At 50.1% G+C, this 17,012-nt stretch carries 13 protein-coding genes; 10 read left to right on the forward strand and 3 right to left on the reverse strand.

Annotated elements, in window-relative coordinates; genetic code table 11:
- Positions 1 to 21: 21 nt before the first annotated feature.
- From FHS16_RS12185 to FHS16_RS12230, 10 genes are all read left to right on the forward strand, one after another.
- Positions 22 to 1,191, forward strand: coding sequence for a YhgE/Pip domain-containing protein (locus FHS16_RS12185; RefSeq protein ID WP_183562383.1), 1,170 nt, complete (start codon positions 22 to 24; stop codon positions 1,189 to 1,191).
- Between the two features lie 68 nt (positions 1,192 to 1,259).
- Positions 1,260 to 1,850: a TetR/AcrR family transcriptional regulator gene (locus tag FHS16_RS12190; protein ID WP_183562385.1), complete on the forward strand. Its 591-nt coding sequence runs from the start codon at positions 1,260 to 1,262 to the stop codon at positions 1,848 to 1,850.
- Positions 1,851 to 2,009: 159 nt separating this feature from the next.
- The gene (locus FHS16_RS12195; RefSeq protein ID WP_183562387.1) at positions 2,010 to 2,948 is read left to right on the forward strand and encodes a carbohydrate ABC transporter permease; all 939 of its coding nucleotides are present in this window, start codon (positions 2,010 to 2,012) and stop codon (positions 2,946 to 2,948) included.
- A 15-nt stretch (positions 2,949 to 2,963) separates the two neighbouring features.
- Positions 2,964 to 3,803: a carbohydrate ABC transporter permease gene (locus FHS16_RS12200; RefSeq protein ID WP_183562389.1), complete on the forward strand. Its 840-nt coding sequence runs from the start codon at positions 2,964 to 2,966 to the stop codon at positions 3,801 to 3,803.
- Between the two features lie 168 nt (positions 3,804 to 3,971).
- Positions 3,972 to 5,378, forward strand: coding sequence for an ABC transporter substrate-binding protein (locus tag FHS16_RS12205; RefSeq protein ID WP_246431722.1), 1,407 nt, complete (start codon positions 3,972 to 3,974; stop codon positions 5,376 to 5,378).
- Between the two features lie 282 nt (positions 5,379 to 5,660).
- Positions 5,661 to 7,484 carry a cache domain-containing sensor histidine kinase gene (locus tag FHS16_RS12210; protein WP_183562391.1) on the forward strand — a complete coding sequence of 608 codons (1,824 nt, stop codon included), beginning with the start codon at positions 5,661 to 5,663 and terminating at the stop codon, positions 7,482 to 7,484.
- A complete protein-coding gene (locus FHS16_RS12215) occupies positions 7,429 to 9,114 on the forward strand; it encodes a helix-turn-helix domain-containing protein (protein ID WP_246431723.1) in 1,686 nt (561 codons plus the stop codon). The genes FHS16_RS12210 and FHS16_RS12215 overlap by 56 nt, the downstream gene beginning before the upstream one ends.
- Positions 9,115 to 9,116: 2 nt before the next feature.
- On the forward strand, positions 9,117 to 10,943 hold the full coding sequence (locus FHS16_RS12220; RefSeq protein ID WP_183562393.1) for a heparinase II/III family protein: 1,827 nt from the start codon (positions 9,117 to 9,119) through the stop codon (positions 10,941 to 10,943).
- 32 nt (positions 10,944 to 10,975) lie between these two features.
- Positions 10,976 to 12,106, forward strand: a complete 1,131-nt coding sequence (locus tag FHS16_RS12225) for a glycoside hydrolase family 88 protein (protein WP_183562395.1) — start codon at positions 10,976 to 10,978, stop codon at positions 12,104 to 12,106.
- Between the two features lie 8 nt (positions 12,107 to 12,114).
- Positions 12,115 to 13,338: a DUF2264 domain-containing protein gene (locus FHS16_RS12230; RefSeq protein WP_246431724.1), complete on the forward strand. Its 1,224-nt coding sequence runs from the start codon at positions 12,115 to 12,117 to the stop codon at positions 13,336 to 13,338.
- A 267-nt stretch (positions 13,339 to 13,605) separates the two neighbouring features.
- Here FHS16_RS12230 and isdG read toward each other — a convergent pair whose 3' ends face one another.
- Genes isdG through FHS16_RS12245 form a run of 3 tightly spaced genes read right to left on the reverse strand, consistent with a single transcriptional unit; the run spans position 13,606 to position 16,707 of the window.
- On the reverse strand, positions 13,606 to 14,751 hold the full coding sequence (gene isdG, locus FHS16_RS32250) for a heme oxygenase (RefSeq protein ID WP_281379081.1): 1,146 nt from the start codon (positions 14,749 to 14,751) through the stop codon (positions 13,606 to 13,608).
- Positions 14,748 to 15,746, reverse strand: a complete 999-nt coding sequence (locus FHS16_RS12240; RefSeq protein WP_183562397.1) for a FecCD family ABC transporter permease — start codon at positions 15,744 to 15,746, stop codon at positions 14,748 to 14,750. The genes isdG and FHS16_RS12240 overlap by 4 nt, the downstream gene beginning before the upstream one ends.
- Before the next feature lie 10 nt (positions 15,747 to 15,756).
- Entirely contained in the window at positions 15,757 to 16,707 is a 951-nt protein-coding gene (locus FHS16_RS12245) for an ABC transporter substrate-binding protein (protein ID WP_183562399.1), read from the reverse strand.
- Positions 16,708 to 17,012 lie beyond the last annotated feature (305 nt).

Genomic DNA, 17,012 nt, shown 5'->3' on the forward strand with positions numbered 1-17,012 from the left:
AGAAAACAGGAGTGGATCAGTATGAGAAACGCGTTACAGGCTTTTATGAAGCGCCCAACGACATGGGTGGGTATGATTACAGCCATTATGTTTCAGGTTATTTTTTCCGTCATCTGGATGACAGGCTATAATGGGGTTACAGATCGTATTGACCAGCTTCATATTGCGATCGTGAACGAGGATCAACAAATGGGTACGCAGGTCGCAAGCAGCCTAGTACAACGGTTACCTTTCAATATGAATGAAATGGCGGGCATAGATGAAGCAAAGCAAATGCTTGATGAGCGTGAGCTACAAATGGTCGTTTGGATCCCATCGGATTTCTCACAGAAAGCGACCGCGGCAGATGGTACGGCTTCGATTCAATACATCATCAATGAGTCTAACCCGGCTCTTATCAAAAGCATTATGAGCGGCGCAGCTGCGCAAATTACAACGGAAGTCAATAAGCAGGCGATAGCCGGAGGCATTCAAACGGTGCTTGGCAATATGCAGCTTCCTGCTGAACAGGCAGGCGCAGCGGCTCAAGGGCTGTCAGAGCGAGTAACTTCGGATATTCAATCGACGAACGTCATTAAAGGAATGAACAACCAGATGGTTCCGATGATGCTGGTGCTCGCTTCTTATGTCGGAGCGATGATTATGGGCATGAATTTCGAGCAGTCTGCAATGGCATTAGGGGGAAGCGTAAGCAAGTGGAACCGTTACGCTGCGAGAAGCATCCTAAATGTTGCCGCAGCCGTTATTATTTCACTCGTAGGCTCATCTTTGCTCGCAGCATTCGGTGCCCAAATGGACCAAGGCTTCTTGCATATTTGGATGTTCCAGCTGCTGTTCGTACTAACCTTTATATTCGTTTCGCAAATGTTTATTTACTTGTTCGGCTTAAGCGGCATGCTCTTCAATATCATCTTATTGTCGGCGCAGCTCGTTACTTCGGGAGCAATCGTTCCGCGTGAATTGTTATCGGACTTTTACATCAAGCTAGGCGACATTCTGCCAGCCACCTATGCAGTAGAAGGCACCATGAACATTTTGTTCGGAGGACCTGCGGCTACGAGTGATGCCCTTGCGCTAAGCATGGTTGCAGTTGCAGCCATTGCAATCAGTACGCTTGCAGTCGCCGCCAAACGAAAAGCTGTTCTCCAGCATCAGCCTAAGGCAGCCATCGCCAGCCACAAACATTCATAACAGTTCGCTGTTGCAGAACATCAAAGATTCGTTCACAATAAAAGATATTGTTTTTATGGAGGACCGTTATGACTACAGGAGACGCGGATATTAAGATCAGAATATTGTTAGCATCCAAAAAGCTGTTTGCAGAGCAAGGCTTCGAAAAAACGACCGTTCGGCAAATATGCGAAGAGGCGGGTGCTAACGTCGCGCTTGTCTCGTATCATTTCGGCGGGAAAGAAAATATGTTTGGCGCATTATTCGAGTATTTTTTCCCGAATGACGATATTGCGGGGATCGATCCCACTCTAAGCCCTGTTGAAGGCATAAAGCTCCTCATCTCAGAGGTAACTAAATTCCGCTACAGCGATCGTCAGCTTATTAATATTATTCAACAGGAAATCATAATGAATACGGATCGCATCCAAAAAATCCGCAAGCATGTCATGCCGATGTGGCAGTTGCTTCGTCAATGGCTCAAGGAAGGCGAGGAGCAGCAATTGTTCCAATTCCGCTCCTTGGATACGACCTTGCTGTCCGTGGTCGGAACGCTTCTCTTTCATCGCCATACGGAATACTGGACTTTTCTCGTTGAGGAGAAAAATCCGCCTATGGCTGAAGTTATCGAAGATTTGACGGCATTCATTCTCGGCGGCATCCATTATAAAGAAGAATAGAAGAGCATAACGAATACCGTACTGCGAGCAATCGCGGTGCGGTATTTTTGTTTCCGGCCCAAAAAGTCAAAATAGCGGCATAGGTCATCAAAATAGCGTTAACGAATCAAATGCCTGTTTTTTATAATAGAAGCAAGACCAAATAACTGAGGTGAATATATGCAGAAGCTAGAAACGGCAGCCGAGGCCCCAAAAGCAAAACACATTTCCAAAAGGAGCTCCTTGCAAAAAAAAGAAACGATTGCCGGCTTGTTATTCGTCGGTCCTATGCTGATCGGCGTCACGGTGCTTACCTTCATTCCGATTATCGCTACGTTCCTGCTTTCGCTCGCGGATTGGAACTTTATAGCCGGCTTCAAAGACATAAAGTGGGTTGGCTTCGATAATTATGAGCGATTGCTTCAGGATGACGGATTCATGAAGTCGCTCAAGAACAATGCGTATTTTTTGCTTACCGTACCGATCTACTTGGCGATATCCATGCTGCTGGCGATCCTTATCGATAAGCATGTGTATATGAAAAGCTACTTCAAGGTAGCTTATTTCATGCCATACATCTCAAGCATTGTGGCAGTTGCCATCGTGTGGCAGGTGCTATTCCATCCGTCAGCGGGGCCGGTCAATCAGCTGCTCATCTCGTTTGGCATAGACAATCCGCCGAAGTGGATCGCAGATCCGAAATACGCGCTGCCTTCCTTAATGATGATATCGATATGGATTTCTATCGGCTTCAATCTCATTGTCTACATCGCCGGGCTGCAATCGATTCCGAAGGATTTGTACGAGGCGGCCGACATTGACGGAGCGAACGCTTGGCATAAATTCAAAAGCATTACGTTCCCGCAGCTGTCGTCCACCTCATTCTTTTTGCTCGTAACCGGCATTATTTCAACGTTCAAAATTTTCGATTTGATTGCTATTTTAACCAAAGGCGGGCCGATCTCATCGACGAGCATGCTCGTCTGGCATTTGTACGATACGGCGTTCGTCAATTTGAAAATCGGTTATGCTTCCTCGATGGCCGTCATCTTATTCGCTTGCGTCATGTTGATTACCGTTCTGCAATGGCTGGGTCAGAAGAAATGGGTCAATTACTAGAGGAGGAGGCATGGCATGACGATTAAACAAATAGAGCGGCTAAGAAAGGGCGCCATTACGCTGCTGATGCTCGCAATCAGCATTCTATTCCTGCTGCCATTTCTATGGATGCTCTCCGCGTCCTTCAAAATCGAAGCGGATGTATTCACGTATCCGATCCAGTGGATTCCGGCGAAATGGCATATTATCGAAAACTACAAGGAAGTATGGATAGGGAAATTCCCATTTTACAAATATTATTGGAACACAGTTAAGGTAACGGTGCTTACGACGGTAACATCGGCGTTTGTTTCGGCGCTTGCGGCTTATGGCTTCTCCAAAATCAATTTTGCCGCCAGCAAATATTTATTTATAATCGTACTCGCGACATATATGATTCCGCATCAGGCCATTCTTGTTCCGCAGTTTATTTTATACCGCCAAATCGGTTTTTTTGACAGCCATCTTGGCTTGATTCTACTGAGCAGCTTTAGTGTTCTCGGTACATTTATGCTACGGCAGTTTTTCATGGGGGTTCATAACGAATACATAGAATCTGCTAAAATAGACGGAGCCGGCCATTGGCGCATTTTTTGGCAGATCGCCTTCCCGCTGGTACGTCCTGCGGTCGCAACATATGCGATCCTGCGATTTATATGGACGTGGAACGATTATCAGAATCCGCTGATCTTCCTTCGTACGGATAAGCTGTACACCATTCAGCTGGCGATGCAGAAATTCACGACCATTAATGGAGAGTTTTATTCGCTTATTATGGCCGCTGCCGTGTCGGCGATATTACCGCTGCTTATCGTATTCATCATCGGGCAGAAGAGCGTTATCGAAGGCATTGCGCTAGGCGGGGTTAAAGGATAGCAGCCGCTGCATCCTTTAGCTTGTTGTCAAAATAGTTGCATAGGTGGTCAATATAGTAGTATGGCTCGGAAAGTTGCCATTGCTACAATGAAATCAAGAAAGCGGATACATCAAAGAGGCCGAATGCATATACGCCGTTTGTTCCACAACCACACGAGGAGGGTTAACATGTACAAACAAATGAAATTATGGTTTCTTCTTACTTTGTCAGTCATCATTGTTTTGACAGGCTGCTCGAGCAATGCAGGCAATAAGGAGGCAGCGGAAAATAGCGGCGCCAGCGAGAATACAGAGAAAGCGACTGCCGCGCCGGACGAAGCGAAGCCCGTAACGATCAAGGTGCATACATTCGGCAACGAGGCGAGCTACAACTGGGAGAAAACGATTGCCGCATTCAAAGAAAAATATCCGAACATCATTCCCGAGGTGATCGTTCTGAGTGAAAAGGGCGATACGCAGGAGGCGCTCCAGAAGCTTGATCTTGCTGCCTCTTCGAGTGAACAGATGGACGTTCTGATGTTCAGTGACCCTGCGAGCTACGCACAGCGCGTCGGACTTGGAATGGTTGCCAAGCTGGATGACTTTATCGCTAAAGACGGCTATACGGTTGCCGAGGACTATAAGGTGGACACAACCTTGAACGGGAGCATCTACGCGCTGCCAGGCAAGTTCAATCCATGGTATGTGCTGCTTAATAAGACGCAGTTGACCGAAGCGGGACTCAGCGTTCCTACGGAATGGACGTGGGAGGAGTTCACTACATATGCGAAGAAGCTGACGAGCGGGGAAGGCGCAGCTAAGCACTACGGAACTTATTTCCATGGTCCGCAGAACGGGGGCTGGATGGAATTCATGAAGCTTGCGCTCGCAAATCAAGCGGATAACACAGAATTTCTTAAAGCGGACGGAACGTTCAACTTAGACAATCCGTTATTCCGCAAATCACTGGAGCTTCGGCTTCAAATGGAGAAGCAGGACAAGTCGGCGACGCCGTACACGGACATCATGTCGCAGAAGCTGCACTACCGCAATCAATTTTTCAGCCAAGCGGCAAGCATGGTGATGATCGGAAGCTGGATGAATACGGAGCTTGGCGGAACGGATCAATTCCCGCTCAATTTCGACGTTGCAGTAGCGCCAATTCCGAAAAACAGCGCCAGCGACGAAGGCGGATATACGATGGTGACAACCGATTATGTCGGCGTTGCGGAAAGCTCCAAAAACAAAGAAGCGGCCTACACATTCGTTCGCTGGTATACGACGGAAGGACAGATCGCCCAGGGCAAAAACATTCCGTCATGGAACGGCGTGGATGATTCGCAGCTTGCCTCCATCATCGATATCATTCTTGGAGCCACTCAAAATCCAGAGAAGGTTGATAAAGCTTCCTTGCTTAGCGTGCTCTCGAACGCGAAGTCATCCAAGATCATCCCGCCTGTGACCTATCAATCAGAAATGTATAAGGTCATTAACGAAGAATACGAGAAGCTGATATTCGACCAGCAGGATATCGACAAAACGATTGCGGCAATGCAGGAGAAGGTACAGCAAATTATTGATGCGAACAAAAAATAATAGCGTATAATTTAATTGTGAATGAATAAGGAGTGCAGCCTGCAAACTGCGCTCCTTTTTTGAAAATATAAGACTTTATATGTTTCACGCGATAAGGTATTCTTCTATTTCTACGAGAAACGGATACCCTCCTCTTGGTCGGCGAAGCCGTTTCTTCTTGAAATATAAGACTTTATCTGTTTCACGCGATAACGTATTCTTCTATTTCTACGAGAAACGGATATCCTCCTCTTGGTCGGCGAAGCCGTTTCTTCTTGATAGGCGACGAGCGGAGGCTAATGCATGATAACCGGCAGAAAAACGTTAGCTTGGCCGCGTTCCTTTCGTTTCAAGCTGATGGTAACCTCCATCGTCTGCATTTTGCTCCCGGCTTTTATTACGCTGGCGGTCTACAATATGCTGACGAAGGATACGGTGAAGGAGGAAGCCGTTTCGCAGGCCCATCAAAAGCTGGAGCTGGTGGACGGCTACGTAACCAATTTGTTTCACTACATGCTGTATATTGCGAACAACGTCCAGAATGACTCGGAAATGAACGTCATACTAAAGGCAGTGGCGGCGGGGAAAGTCTATGAAGGAGTTAATGCGGAATACGAGGAATTCACAGATCGCAGTAAAATAACGAATAAAATCGATAATATGACAGTGCTCGGAGATAAGGCAAGAGTAACCATTTTGCTCAAAAATGGAACGCATTTCGCCAACTACCCGCTGTATGAATATAATCCTAACCTAATTCGGGAGGAGCCTTGGTTTGATCGGCTGAACCAGCTGAGAGGCCTCGAATCGTTTTGGATCGGAACGACGCCTACCGTATTCTATCAGGATAAGACGCGCAGCCCGCATCAAATATCGATGGCGCGAACGCTGCGCGGTGGCGGATTAACGCCCTATGGCTATGTGATCGTGACCATATTGGAGGATCAGGTAAGCAGTATATTCAAAAAGCTGCAAGCCGACCAAGAAACGATGCTGTTGGATGCGGAGGGGAAAATGATGTCGCATCCGGATCCGCAGCGAATCGGCGAGGCATTTCCTTACGCAGAACGGGCGGGAAAGCAGGCAGACCCGAATATTATCCGATTCGAAGGCGAGAGCTATATCGTCTCAACGCATAAGCTTTCCCTTACGGGGTGGGAGCTTGTGTCTATGACGCCTTACAAAAAGGCCGTCTATAAACTCAACTCGATTTTCAGCCGGGTATTTATGATTCAGCTGGCATCGTTTTTTGTTTTTTTACTGCTGTTTGTCTACTTGATCGGAACGTTTACGAGGCCCCTCGTCAGGCTGGGCAGGGTTGCGGAGACGGTGCAGCGGGGCAATCTGGAGGTACGCTCCAATCTGAGGGGACAGGATGAGATCGGCTATTTGGGCGAGTCCTTTGACCAGATGCTGGACAGGGTGAAGGCGATGATCTCAGAAATTACGATGACCCAGGCCCGTAAAAGAAAAGCGGAGCTGGCGATGCTGCAAGCGCAGATTAATCCGCATTTTTTGTTCAATGTGCTGAATTCCATCCGTATGAAGGTCATGCGCAGCGGTGATGCAGACAGTGCCGCAATGATCAGCTCATTGTCGAAGCTGCTCCGAATGACGATAAGCCAAGAAAAGAACGCAATTCCGCTCCATGATGAAATCGATACGATAGTTGATTACGTGAAGCTGATGAACATGCGCCAGAAGGAGAAGGCGTCGCTCGTGCTTGAGCTTGATAGGGACACGCTGATGGTGGCTGTTCCGCGTTTTTTCCTGCAGCCGATTATCGAAAACGCGCTTATTCATGGTCTAAGCCAGCGTGCAGGCTACTTATTTATCGGGTCGGAGCAGGCAGAGGGCGGCATTCAAATTAAGGTTCGGGATGACGGGCAGGGAATGAGCCAGCATACGCTGGGGCTGCTGCGGACTAAGCTGATGGAGTCTGTGGAGAAGGAGGAGAAGCAACATGCGCCGGTTAACAAATTCACGAGCATGGGGCTCTCGAACGTCTATGAGCGGATGAGGATCACATATGGCGAGCGGTTCGAGATGGAAGTAAAGAGCGAGGAGGGGCATGGCACAGAGATTAGGCTGTACATTCCGAGGCTGGAGGCTGGCGATGATGTATAAGGTAATGCTTGTGGATGACGACTACCCCGTGCTTGAGCTGATCCATTACGCGATTGATTGGGAGCAGCTCGGGCTTTCGGTCATTGGATTATACGAGAATGGACAAACCGCTCTCGAAGCGGCTGAGGTCGATATGCCGGATATTCTCATTACCGATATTGGCATGCCGCGTATGGACGGGTTAGAATTGATTAAATGTTTAAAAGAGCTGAATCCGAATCTGCGGGCAGCCATTCTGTCCTGCCACAGCGAATTCCAATACGCCCAGCAGGCGGTTAAGCTGCAGGTGCAGGATTATTTGCTCAAAGATACGCTCGAGCCTTCTGCTATTCATAAACTATTGGTACAATTTATAAGCGGTATGCGCGAAGAAGGCGAGCTTCAGGCAAAACAGCTTCAGATGGAGCATCTGGTCGATCGCAACAAGGCACTGCTCAAGGAGAAGTTTATTCGTTCGACCTTGCAGCAGCCCATGCTGGATGCAGCTGTTTGGCGGAAGGAGCTGGAGGATTTCGGCCTACCCTTTCAAGCAGGAGAAATCATTATTCCTGTCATGGGGATGGTAGACGATTTCCGTTCCGCCAAGCTGCGCTACCATTCGGATGACGTGCTTCGGTTCGCGATGGACAATGTCGCAGAGGAAGCCATTCGCAGTGAAGGCTTGCTGTCCGTGCATTTCAATTATAGTCCGCAGCAGTCCGTTTGGTTGCAAACGTTTCCTTGCGGGCTAAAAGTGAACGGCTTCGACGAGGCAAAGCGGATGATGGGCAGCATGCAGCGTGCCATTAAGCAGTCGTTGAAGCTGTCTATGTCCTTCTTGATTGGTGACAGCTGCGTAACGCCGGAGCAGTTGAAAGCTTCCATCGCCGCTATGCAGGCGAATACGACAGGCCGCTTTTACCGTATGCCCGGCTCCATCGTCAAATTAGCGCCATGCCCGGCTTCGGAAGGAGATATGTTTGCCCAGTTTCATGCGGCAAGCGCGAAGCTTAGGGAGCTTATGCTCAGCCGGGACTCGGCAGGCGTGTCGCATGCCGTAGACAGCTGGCTTGCAGAAGCGAAGCAGCACAGGCATGCTCCCGAAAAGGTGAAGGACTGGGTGCTTAAGCTGCTTCTCGATATGAAGCTTAAGCTGCAATCCAGTCTTCAGCACAGGTCTGCTCAGTCGATCGAAGTCAATCACGGCGAGCTGCATGAGATAGATCACCTATCGGAGCTGAAGGACTGGCTGATCGCGCATTGCCGAGCGGCAATTGCAGCCGAAGAGCAGCCTGGCAATCAATCCCGCCGAACGGAAGTAGCGGACGCCTGCCAGTTCGTTGCGCTGCATTTGGACCGAAGAATTAGCCTGGAGGAGGTCGCCGAGCGTCTGTTCATGAATCCGAGCTATTTCAGCCGCTTGTTCAAGAAGGAAACCGGTGAAACGTTTATTGAGTTCGTGACGAGGATGAAAATGTACCGGGCCAAGGAGCTTCTCGACCAGACGGGGTCCCCGATAGGGAAAATATGCGAGACGCTCGGGTATGACAATCAAAGCTATTTTATTAAGCTGTTCAAAGCTTTTTCGGGTGTCACGCCCGTTGAATACAGAAGCCAGCAAAAACGGCAACCGTCGGGAGTGAGGACATAGGGATGAAACGCGAGCAAATTGAAAGCATGCTGGAGCTGGGCAGAAAACGCGGGATATCGCTTATTCTAGGGGACAGCGCTCCAGATAGCCTGTGGGGTACTGCTTTGAACGGCACGTTAATGGAAGAGATTCGGGCGGATGCCGACAATCGCTTGAAAGCAGCGGACCCTGAGCTTACGTTCTCGCTATTTCGCGTCTTTGGCGATACAGGTGAACGTCTAGCCTACGAGAACGTATATTTTGATAGGCGCAAGCGAATGAATGCGTTTGTTATTATGGCGCTGCAAGAGCCGGGCAATAAGCTGTACGAGACCGCAGCGCTGGACACGATCTGGTCCATTTGCAATGAATTCACCTGGTGCCTGCCTGCACATTTCAATGAACGGGCGGAGAAGCCGGATATTGATCTGTTTGCGGCGGAAACGGGGTTCGCCTTAAGCGAGGTGCTGCTTCTGCTTGGCGAACGATTGCCGCGTTTGCTGCGCGAGAGGATAGAGACGGAGATTGAGAACCGTCTATTTCGCCCGTTTTTGGAGCTGGGGCCTTATGGGTGGGAGACGGCTGAGCATAATTGGTCTGCGGTTTGCGCAGGCTCAATCGGGGCAGCTGCGCTCCATCTCATGAACGATACCGGCAGGTTGTCCGAGCTGCTTGCGCGGGTGCTTCGTTCGCTTGATTACTATTTGGACGGCTTCGGCGAGGATGGGGCTTGCGCGGAGGGGTATTCCTATTGGCAATACGGGTTTGGTTACTTTGTTTATTTTGCCCAGCTGCTTAAAGAGGCGACCGAAGGCCGAATGGATTTGTTTGAGGCAAGAAAAGTGAAGGAGATTGCGCTTTTCCAGCAGAAAAGCTTCACAAGCGGCAATGCAGTCGTCAATTTTTCTGATGCGCCAAATGAAAGCGGTATATTTATGGGATTAAGCTGCTGCTTGCATAAGGAGTATCCTGAGGTTATTGTGCCGGATGCGAGCCTGCGGGCAGCCTATTCTTCCGATTACTGCGGCCGCTGGGCACCTGCTGTCCGCAACCTGATGTGGGCGAAGGAAGAATGGCTCGCCTCGAGCAGCGGCAAGGCGCTTTGGCCGGCAGAATCGTATTATTTGCCTGATGTGGCATGGTTGTTGTCCAGGCATGTAAGCACGAATGGAGGGAGCTACAGCTTCTCCGCTAAGGGCGGCCATAATGCGGAACCGCACAACCATAATGACGTGGGCCACTTTCTGCTTCATGCGGACGGACAAGCTTATTTGGCGGATTTGGGCAGCGGCAAATATACGGCAGACTATTTCGGCAAGGGGCGTTATGCCATATGGTGCAACGGCTCTCAAGGACATTCGGTACCGATTGTCAACGGCTCGCATCAACAGGCTGGCCAGCAATTTCGGGCGAAGGTCGTGGAAGCGGCTTCAGCAGAGGGAGAAGACCTATTAGAGATTGAGATTAGCGGAGCTTATGGGTTATCGCAGCTGGAGCGTTTAGGGCGTCGTTTCCATTGGCAAAAAGAAGAGCTGCCTTGTCTGTCTCTTATTGATCGTTTTTCATTCTTGCCAGGTGAGGGAGACAAGGGACTCACCAACTTCCCAATAACAGAACGTTTTATTTCGTACCTTGCCCCAGAGCTAACGAAGGCTGGCGAGCTTTTATTCATCGGAAAACGAAGGCTCCGCATGATTTATAATCATCAGCTTTGGAGTCCTGTCGTAACGGCAAGAAGCGACATCGATCATTATGGCAGCGAGCGGCATTGGCATACGATTGATTTTGAAGCATCCGCTCTACCTGCGGTTCCTTTTATAGCTGCTTTTACTTTTCAATTTGACTCATAACAATCGATAAGAGGCGAGGAGCGTGAACGAATATGGAAACGAGCAGTTGGACAACGGAAGCCTGGGGAAAAGTGCATGAAAAAGTGACGAGAACAAGTACGCGAATTGGGGCAAGGTTCCCCCACGCAAGTGTGGATGGGTCATACGTGCTTGAGGCTCCGCACTGGTGGACAGCTGGATTTTGGCCAGGTCTGCTATGGCTGCTGTACCGTGATTCGGAATCGAAGGATGAGCGCTATAAGGAGATCGCGGAGGCTTGCGAGCAGCAGCTCGATGATGTGCTGTTTGGATTCGACAAGCTCGATCATGATATCGGCTTCATGTGGTCGCTTACGAGCGTTGCGCGCTATAAGCTGCTGGGCGACGAGCAGTCCCGCAAGCGTGCGCTGCTTGCGGCGAGTGTGCTTAGCGGCCGTTTTAACGTAAAAGGAAATTATATTCGCGCATGGAATCCGTGGGGCGAGGGTGACCGCAACGAGGGATGGGCCATTATTGATTGCATGATGAATTTGCCGCTGCTCTACTTCGCGAGCGAGACGACGAACGACCCGCGATTCAAGCATTTGGCAATGGAGCATGCGGATACGGTACTCGAGCATTTCATTCGTACGGATGGCTCCGTCAATCATATCGTCGTCTTCCATCCGCTGACAGGTGAGTTCGAGAGTGTGAACGGCGGGCAAGGATTCGCACCGAATTCGGCTTGGTCGCGAGGTGCAGCTTGGGCGATATACGGAATGGCATTAAGCTACCGCTACACTGGGGAGCTCAAGTATCTGGATGCCGCGAAGCGGGTTGCGCATTTCTTCCTAGCCCAATTGCCGGAGGACTCTGTCCCGCATTGGGATTTCCGATTGCCAACGGGAGTCGAGCGCTATCGGGATAGTTCGGCTGGCGCCTGCGCGGCTTGCGGCCTGCTCGAAATCGCGCGGGCGGTGCCGAGCGAGGAGGCTGGGCTTTATCAGGCTGCGGGGGAGCGCATTCTGCGGTCTCTGTACGAGAATTACGGGGCATGGGACAATGAAGCGGAAGAGGGCTTGATTCTGCATGGGACAAGCCATTATCCTGAGCGGAGGAATATTGATGTGCCGCTTATTTATGGCGATTATTTCTTTGTTGAGGGATTAGCGAGATTGCGAGGAAACTCGGCAACATTCTGGTAGGAGGCATCATGAATATGACCAACGGCTTGCCTATTTATAGCAAACTTACTGACCGTCAGTATTGGCTGGAGCAGATGCTTCGCATAAGCAATCCGGTTTTGGAGGCGCTGGCGGAGCGTCGATTAAAAGAGAAGATGCCGATTGAATTCGCGGACGTCGAAGGAGAGACGGAAGCGGAACGGACGCTGGCTGCAGCTGAGCTTAAGGCGGACCGCGCCAAATATACGCATTTGGAGGCGCTTGGCAGGCTGCTGTCCGGAATAGCTCCGTGGCTGGAGAACGGCAAGCTCCTTGGAGCAGAAGAAGAGGCGCGCATCCGGTATGCCGCGCTTGCACGCGAGGCCATTGACGCGGCTACCGATCAGGATTCTCCGGATTATATGAATTTCAGCGAAGGCTACCAGCCTATCGTCGATGCAGCCTTTCTGGCACAAGCTGTTCTGCGCGCGCCAATTGAACTCGGGGAGAAGCTGGAGCCACGGGTAAAGGCGAATCTTGCAGCTGCGCTTAAGCAAACGCGAACAAGAAAGCCGGTTTTCTCCAACTGGCTGCTCTTTGCGGCAACGACCGAGGCTGCCCTGCTCAAACTAGGCGAGGCCGACTGGGACCCGATGCGGATCGATTATGCGTTGAAGCAGCATGAACAGTGGTACTTGGGTGATGGCGCATACGGCGATGGACCTGATTTTCATTGGGATTATTACAATAGCTTCGTCATTCAGCCCATGCTGCTCGACGTGCTTGCAGCAGCAGGCGGGCAGCATGGGGAATGGGGAGCGATGCGCAAGGCAGTGGCTGACAGAGCGCGGCGTTATGCGGAGGTGCTGGAGCGGCTGATCGGGCCGGATGGCGCTTATCCGCCGATTGGGCGATCGCTGGCTTACCGCTTCGGAGCATTCCAAAGCTTAGCCCAAAGCGCGCTGCTTGAAGATTTGCCGAAGAGCGTCAGCGCAGCGCAGGTGAGAAGCGCCTTGTCGGCAGCCATCAAGCGCACGCTCGAAATGCCGGGAAATTTCACGTCGGACGGCTGGCTGACGATCGGCTTCTGCGGTCATCAACGGGACATCGGCGAGCGTTATATCTCGACAGGCAGCCTTTATTTGTGTGCAGAGGTATTTCTGCCTTTGGGCTTGCCGCCGGAGCATGCGTTTTGGAGCGGAGCAGAGGAGGCATGGACTTCTAAGAAGGCATGGTCCGGTCTAGCGTTTCCAATCGACACGGCTTTGAAATAACACATAAAGAGGTTATTGAAAGAGGATAAGTCCGAGTCGGCTAATCCGATTAAATGCCAAAAAAGAACCTTCGATAACCACTCTGAACGGTGACCTGCAAGATGGACTCTTTTTTCTAAAAAAGCAGCCTCTTGTGGGTCACCGTTGCTATAAGTGGAATTGAAGGTTCTTTATTAACTCAATATTGCGCAAACAGTGGGAACCGCAATTCCCTAAAAGAATGTTGTGCTAGTCCTTGATTAATGAAAGGTGCTGCTTCAACCGTATCTATGCTTCCTTGGCTAACTCTTGTTGAATAGGGGGCAGCGGGTTGCGCTTGACTTTCACTTCTTGGAAAGTGATTTTATTGGAAATAATATAGTCAGGCGTCTTGCGATGCGTGTGCGACTCACGGAATGCTTCGCTTTTCGTCCAAGCCTGGAAATCATCCTTGGAATTCCAACGGGTAACGACCGAAACCTCGTCATAATCCTTCGTGTTCTGCGTGAGCAGAACTTCAAGACCGAGGAAGCCCTCCATGCCCTCTACCTTGCCAATCCGGTCAAACCGCTCGATCAGCTTGTCACCGTTTCCTTTCGTAATTTGCGATATGTTCGTTACAATAATCATAGTTGCATCCTCCTCGTAATTTCTAGGTATCGGAATAATGACTGGGTAATTTTGCTCAAAGCTTACTTTGGCTTCGATTTCGTATACTTGCCTCAAAAAGCGGGACGTAATGACTGCCTGCGGATTGCCGGTTGAAACAATTTCTCCGTCCTTCATGGCGATTAGGTGATCGCAAAAGGCTGCGGCTTGCTGCAAGTCATGAAGAACCATGACAATCGTGATGCCTTGCTCTTGATTGATTTTTCGCAGCATGCCCATCACTTCGAGCTGATGTGAAATATCGAGGAAGGTCGTAGGCTCATCGAGTAATATGATGCTGGTTTTCTGGGCAAGCGCCATTGCAATCCGTGCTTTTTGCTGCTCGCCTCCCGACAACGTGTGGAACATGCGGTCATCATGCCGCCGTATGCTCATCGTTTTCATCGCCCAATCAATGATTTTGTTATCCTCATCAGTCAGTCTCTGCTTGAACATGCCTTTATGAGGCGACCTGCCGAATGCGATAAGCTCGCGAACGGTGAGCTCCGGCAGCATTTCTTTCGCTTGGGGAAGCATTGATATGGTTCTAGCGTAGTCTGCTCTGGAATAGACGCCAGCTGCTTTTCCTTGTACGCTGACGTCGCCTTTGTCTGCTTTCAGCAGTTTGGCGACGATTTTGAGAAGGGTAGATTTGCCGGAGCCATTAGGCCCGATTATCGCTGTCATTTTACCTTCGGGAACGGAGGCTGTAACATCGAAGAGCTGAAACATTCCCATTTCATGCTCTATTTTCTCCAAATCAATCGCTGAAGGAGTGTTTGTCATCTCCAATTACTCCTTTTCCTTAACAAATATAGAAAGAACGGTGCGCCGACACAGGCAAGCAAAATGCCAACGGGAAGCTCGATCGGATCAAACCAGGTTCGGGCTATCGTATCGGCAAATACGACTAGCGCTGCTCCTCCAAGAATGGAAACGGGGAGCAGGAAGCGGTAATCCTCGCCAATGATCAGCCTGACGGCATGGGGGACGACGAGCCCAACGAAGCCGATTAAGCCTGCTGCGCTGACTGCAGCGCCTGCAAGCAGAGAGGAAAGCAGAATTAACAGCAACCGCTGCAGCTCTACTTTTTGGCCGAGCAGCTTAGCAGAATCATCTCCTAGCAGGAGCAGGTTAGCGGGCTTTATGGCCGCGATGGTTAATCCGAGGCCAACCAGCGCGTAAGGCGCCATAAAGGAAAGATGATGCCAGCTTCGGCCGTTCAAGCCACCGGACAGCCAAGGCAGAACCGCTTGAATTCGGTCGCTGTAGACGACCATAATGCCGTTCATGACCGCCCCGAGCAGCGCGTTGACGGCAACGCCTGCCAGCACGATTTTGACGGGGGAGGTGCCTTTATCCCAAGAAATAAAGTAGATAACGATGGATGTGGCAAAAGCACCGATAAAAGCAGCCGCAGGCAGCAAATAGCTAAGCTGAGGCAGTAAAACCATCGTGATGACGGCAGCAAGGCCGCCTCCCGCCGAAACGCCGATAATGCCGGGGTCGGCAAGCGGATTGCGCATAACCCCTTGCAGAATGGCGCCGGCTGCGGCAAGGCAAGCGCCTGTGAGCAGGCCGACAAGCACGCGGGGGAGCCGCAGGTTCATAATGATGGTGTCATGGGCGGATTGCGAATCAGTCGTGATAATCATCCAGATTTCTCTGAGCGAAATCGGCACGGAACCGAAGGATAAGCCGTAAAATACGCTTAACAGCAGCAGGACAGGGGCTGTAATTAACGCAATCGTTCTTCTTCTTGCGCGGATTTGTCTACTCATCTTGGTCCTCTCATTGCTGCAGTGCCTCTAGTTTCCCATGCAATAGCTCGAGCGACTCCATGACTCTTGTGCCAGGGTTTGAGCCGAACAGATCGGAGGGCAGCACCTCTACTTTATTTTGCTTGACGGCCTCTAAGCTGCTCCATGCGGGATTGGTCTGCATTTCCTTTAGGAAGCTTTTCTTCACCTCTTCGGGGTCTCCGTGGGTCATGATGAGAATGAGCTGAGGGCCCGCTTCGACGATTCTCTCTGAATTGAGCTGCGCATACTGCGGATAGCTTTGCAAGCCGGGATAGTCCGAAGCAATATTCGTTCCCCCGGCAAGCTCCAATATATTGCCGCTTAATGAATTAGGCAAAGCAGCCATGAACGTTCCTGGAGCACCATAAACGAGCAGTGCGCGCGGCTTAGGAGTGTCTGAGCTGGCTTCGTACTGCTTGATTTTCTCGTCTATTTGCTTTATAAGCTCATCTGCCCGCTGCTCCTTTTGGAGAAGCTGCCCAAACAGCTCAATCTGTTTCTTGATCTCGTCAATCGAATTCGCGCTGGTCAGAATAACTTTGGAGCCAACACCCTCTAGAATCGGAACGTCCTTCGTATTCATTGGATTGTTGCCGAGTACCACATCTGCGCGGAGAAGCGTAATTTTCTCTAAGTCAACCTCATGCGCGGAGCCGATCTGCTCTACGGCCTCTGCTTCTTTGGAAGCAAGGGGAGTCGTGGAGGTAGGCCTTCCGACTAGGGTTCCGCCAAGCGCATAAATAATATCGGTTTCACCGTTGCTCAGCGCTACGATATGCTGAGGCACCTCATCGAAAGCGATGTTGCGATTAGCAAAATCTTTAATTTGAATGAGCGATTGCTGCTGATTGACAGACTGTTCTATGCCTCCAGCCTGGGTGCTGCAGGCAGTTAGTGATAATACAAAAGCAGCACAGCATATAAGCAAACCTTTCTTCATGTGAACCTCCAAGCTGGGGAATAAATGATAGTGATTATCAATATCACTTAAACGATAGTGAAAGTTGCTGTCACTGTCAACATGTTTTTGCCGCAGGAAATGTTTATATTTTCCACTCAGAATAGCATAGTTAAAGCTTGGTATGGCGCACTATTCGAAAATTTAATAACGGTTGACGAGTACTGAAATCTTAACGTAATATCTATTACGAGTTTACAGTGCTGAATATTTTTGGAAGAGGTGCGGGTTTATAAGAAAATATTGAGAAGTGTCGATTCAGGCTTTTTTACATGGACTTCATGGAC

It is taken from the genome of Paenibacillus endophyticus (assembly GCF_014192395.1).
In the GTDB taxonomy this organism is placed as follows: Bacteria; Bacillota; Bacilli; order Paenibacillales; family Paenibacillaceae; genus Pristimantibacillus; species Pristimantibacillus endophyticus.

Bases quoted from the DNA above. Each gene is read 5' to 3' on its own strand.
- FHS16_RS12195 (WP_183562387.1), top strand. From the start codon at position 2,010: ATGCAGAAGCTAGAAACGGCAGCCGAGGCCCCAAAAGCAAAACACATT.
- FHS16_RS12245 (WP_183562399.1), bottom strand. From the start codon at position 16,707: ATGAAGAAAGGTTTGCTTATATGCTGTGCTGCTTTTGTATTATCACTA.
- FHS16_RS12210 (WP_183562391.1), top strand. From the start codon at position 5,661: ATGATAACCGGCAGAAAAACGTTAGCTTGGCCGCGTTCCTTTCGTTTC.
- FHS16_RS12190 (WP_183562385.1), top strand. From the start codon at position 1,260: ATGACTACAGGAGACGCGGATATTAAGATCAGAATATTGTTAGCATCC.
- FHS16_RS12225 (WP_183562395.1), top strand. From the start codon at position 10,976: ATGGAAACGAGCAGTTGGACAACGGAAGCCTGGGGAAAAGTGCATGAA.
- FHS16_RS12230 (WP_246431724.1), top strand. From the start codon at position 12,115: ATGAATATGACCAACGGCTTGCCTATTTATAGCAAACTTACTGACCGT.
- FHS16_RS12200 (WP_183562389.1), top strand. From the start codon at position 2,964: ATGACGATTAAACAAATAGAGCGGCTAAGAAAGGGCGCCATTACGCTG.
- FHS16_RS12215 (WP_246431723.1), top strand. From the start codon at position 7,429: ATGGCACAGAGATTAGGCTGTACATTCCGAGGCTGGAGGCTGGCGATG.
- FHS16_RS12185 (WP_183562383.1), top strand. From the start codon at position 22: ATGAGAAACGCGTTACAGGCTTTTATGAAGCGCCCAACGACATGGGTG.
- FHS16_RS12205 (WP_246431722.1), top strand. From the start codon at position 3,972: ATGTACAAACAAATGAAATTATGGTTTCTTCTTACTTTGTCAGTCATC.
- FHS16_RS12220 (WP_183562393.1), top strand. From the start codon at position 9,117: ATGAAACGCGAGCAAATTGAAAGCATGCTGGAGCTGGGCAGAAAACGC.
- isdG (WP_281379081.1), bottom strand. From the start codon at position 14,751: ATGACAAACACTCCTTCAGCGATTGATTTGGAGAAAATAGAGCATGAA.
- FHS16_RS12240 (WP_183562397.1), bottom strand. From the start codon at position 15,746: ATGAGTAGACAAATCCGCGCAAGAAGAAGAACGATTGCGTTAATTACA.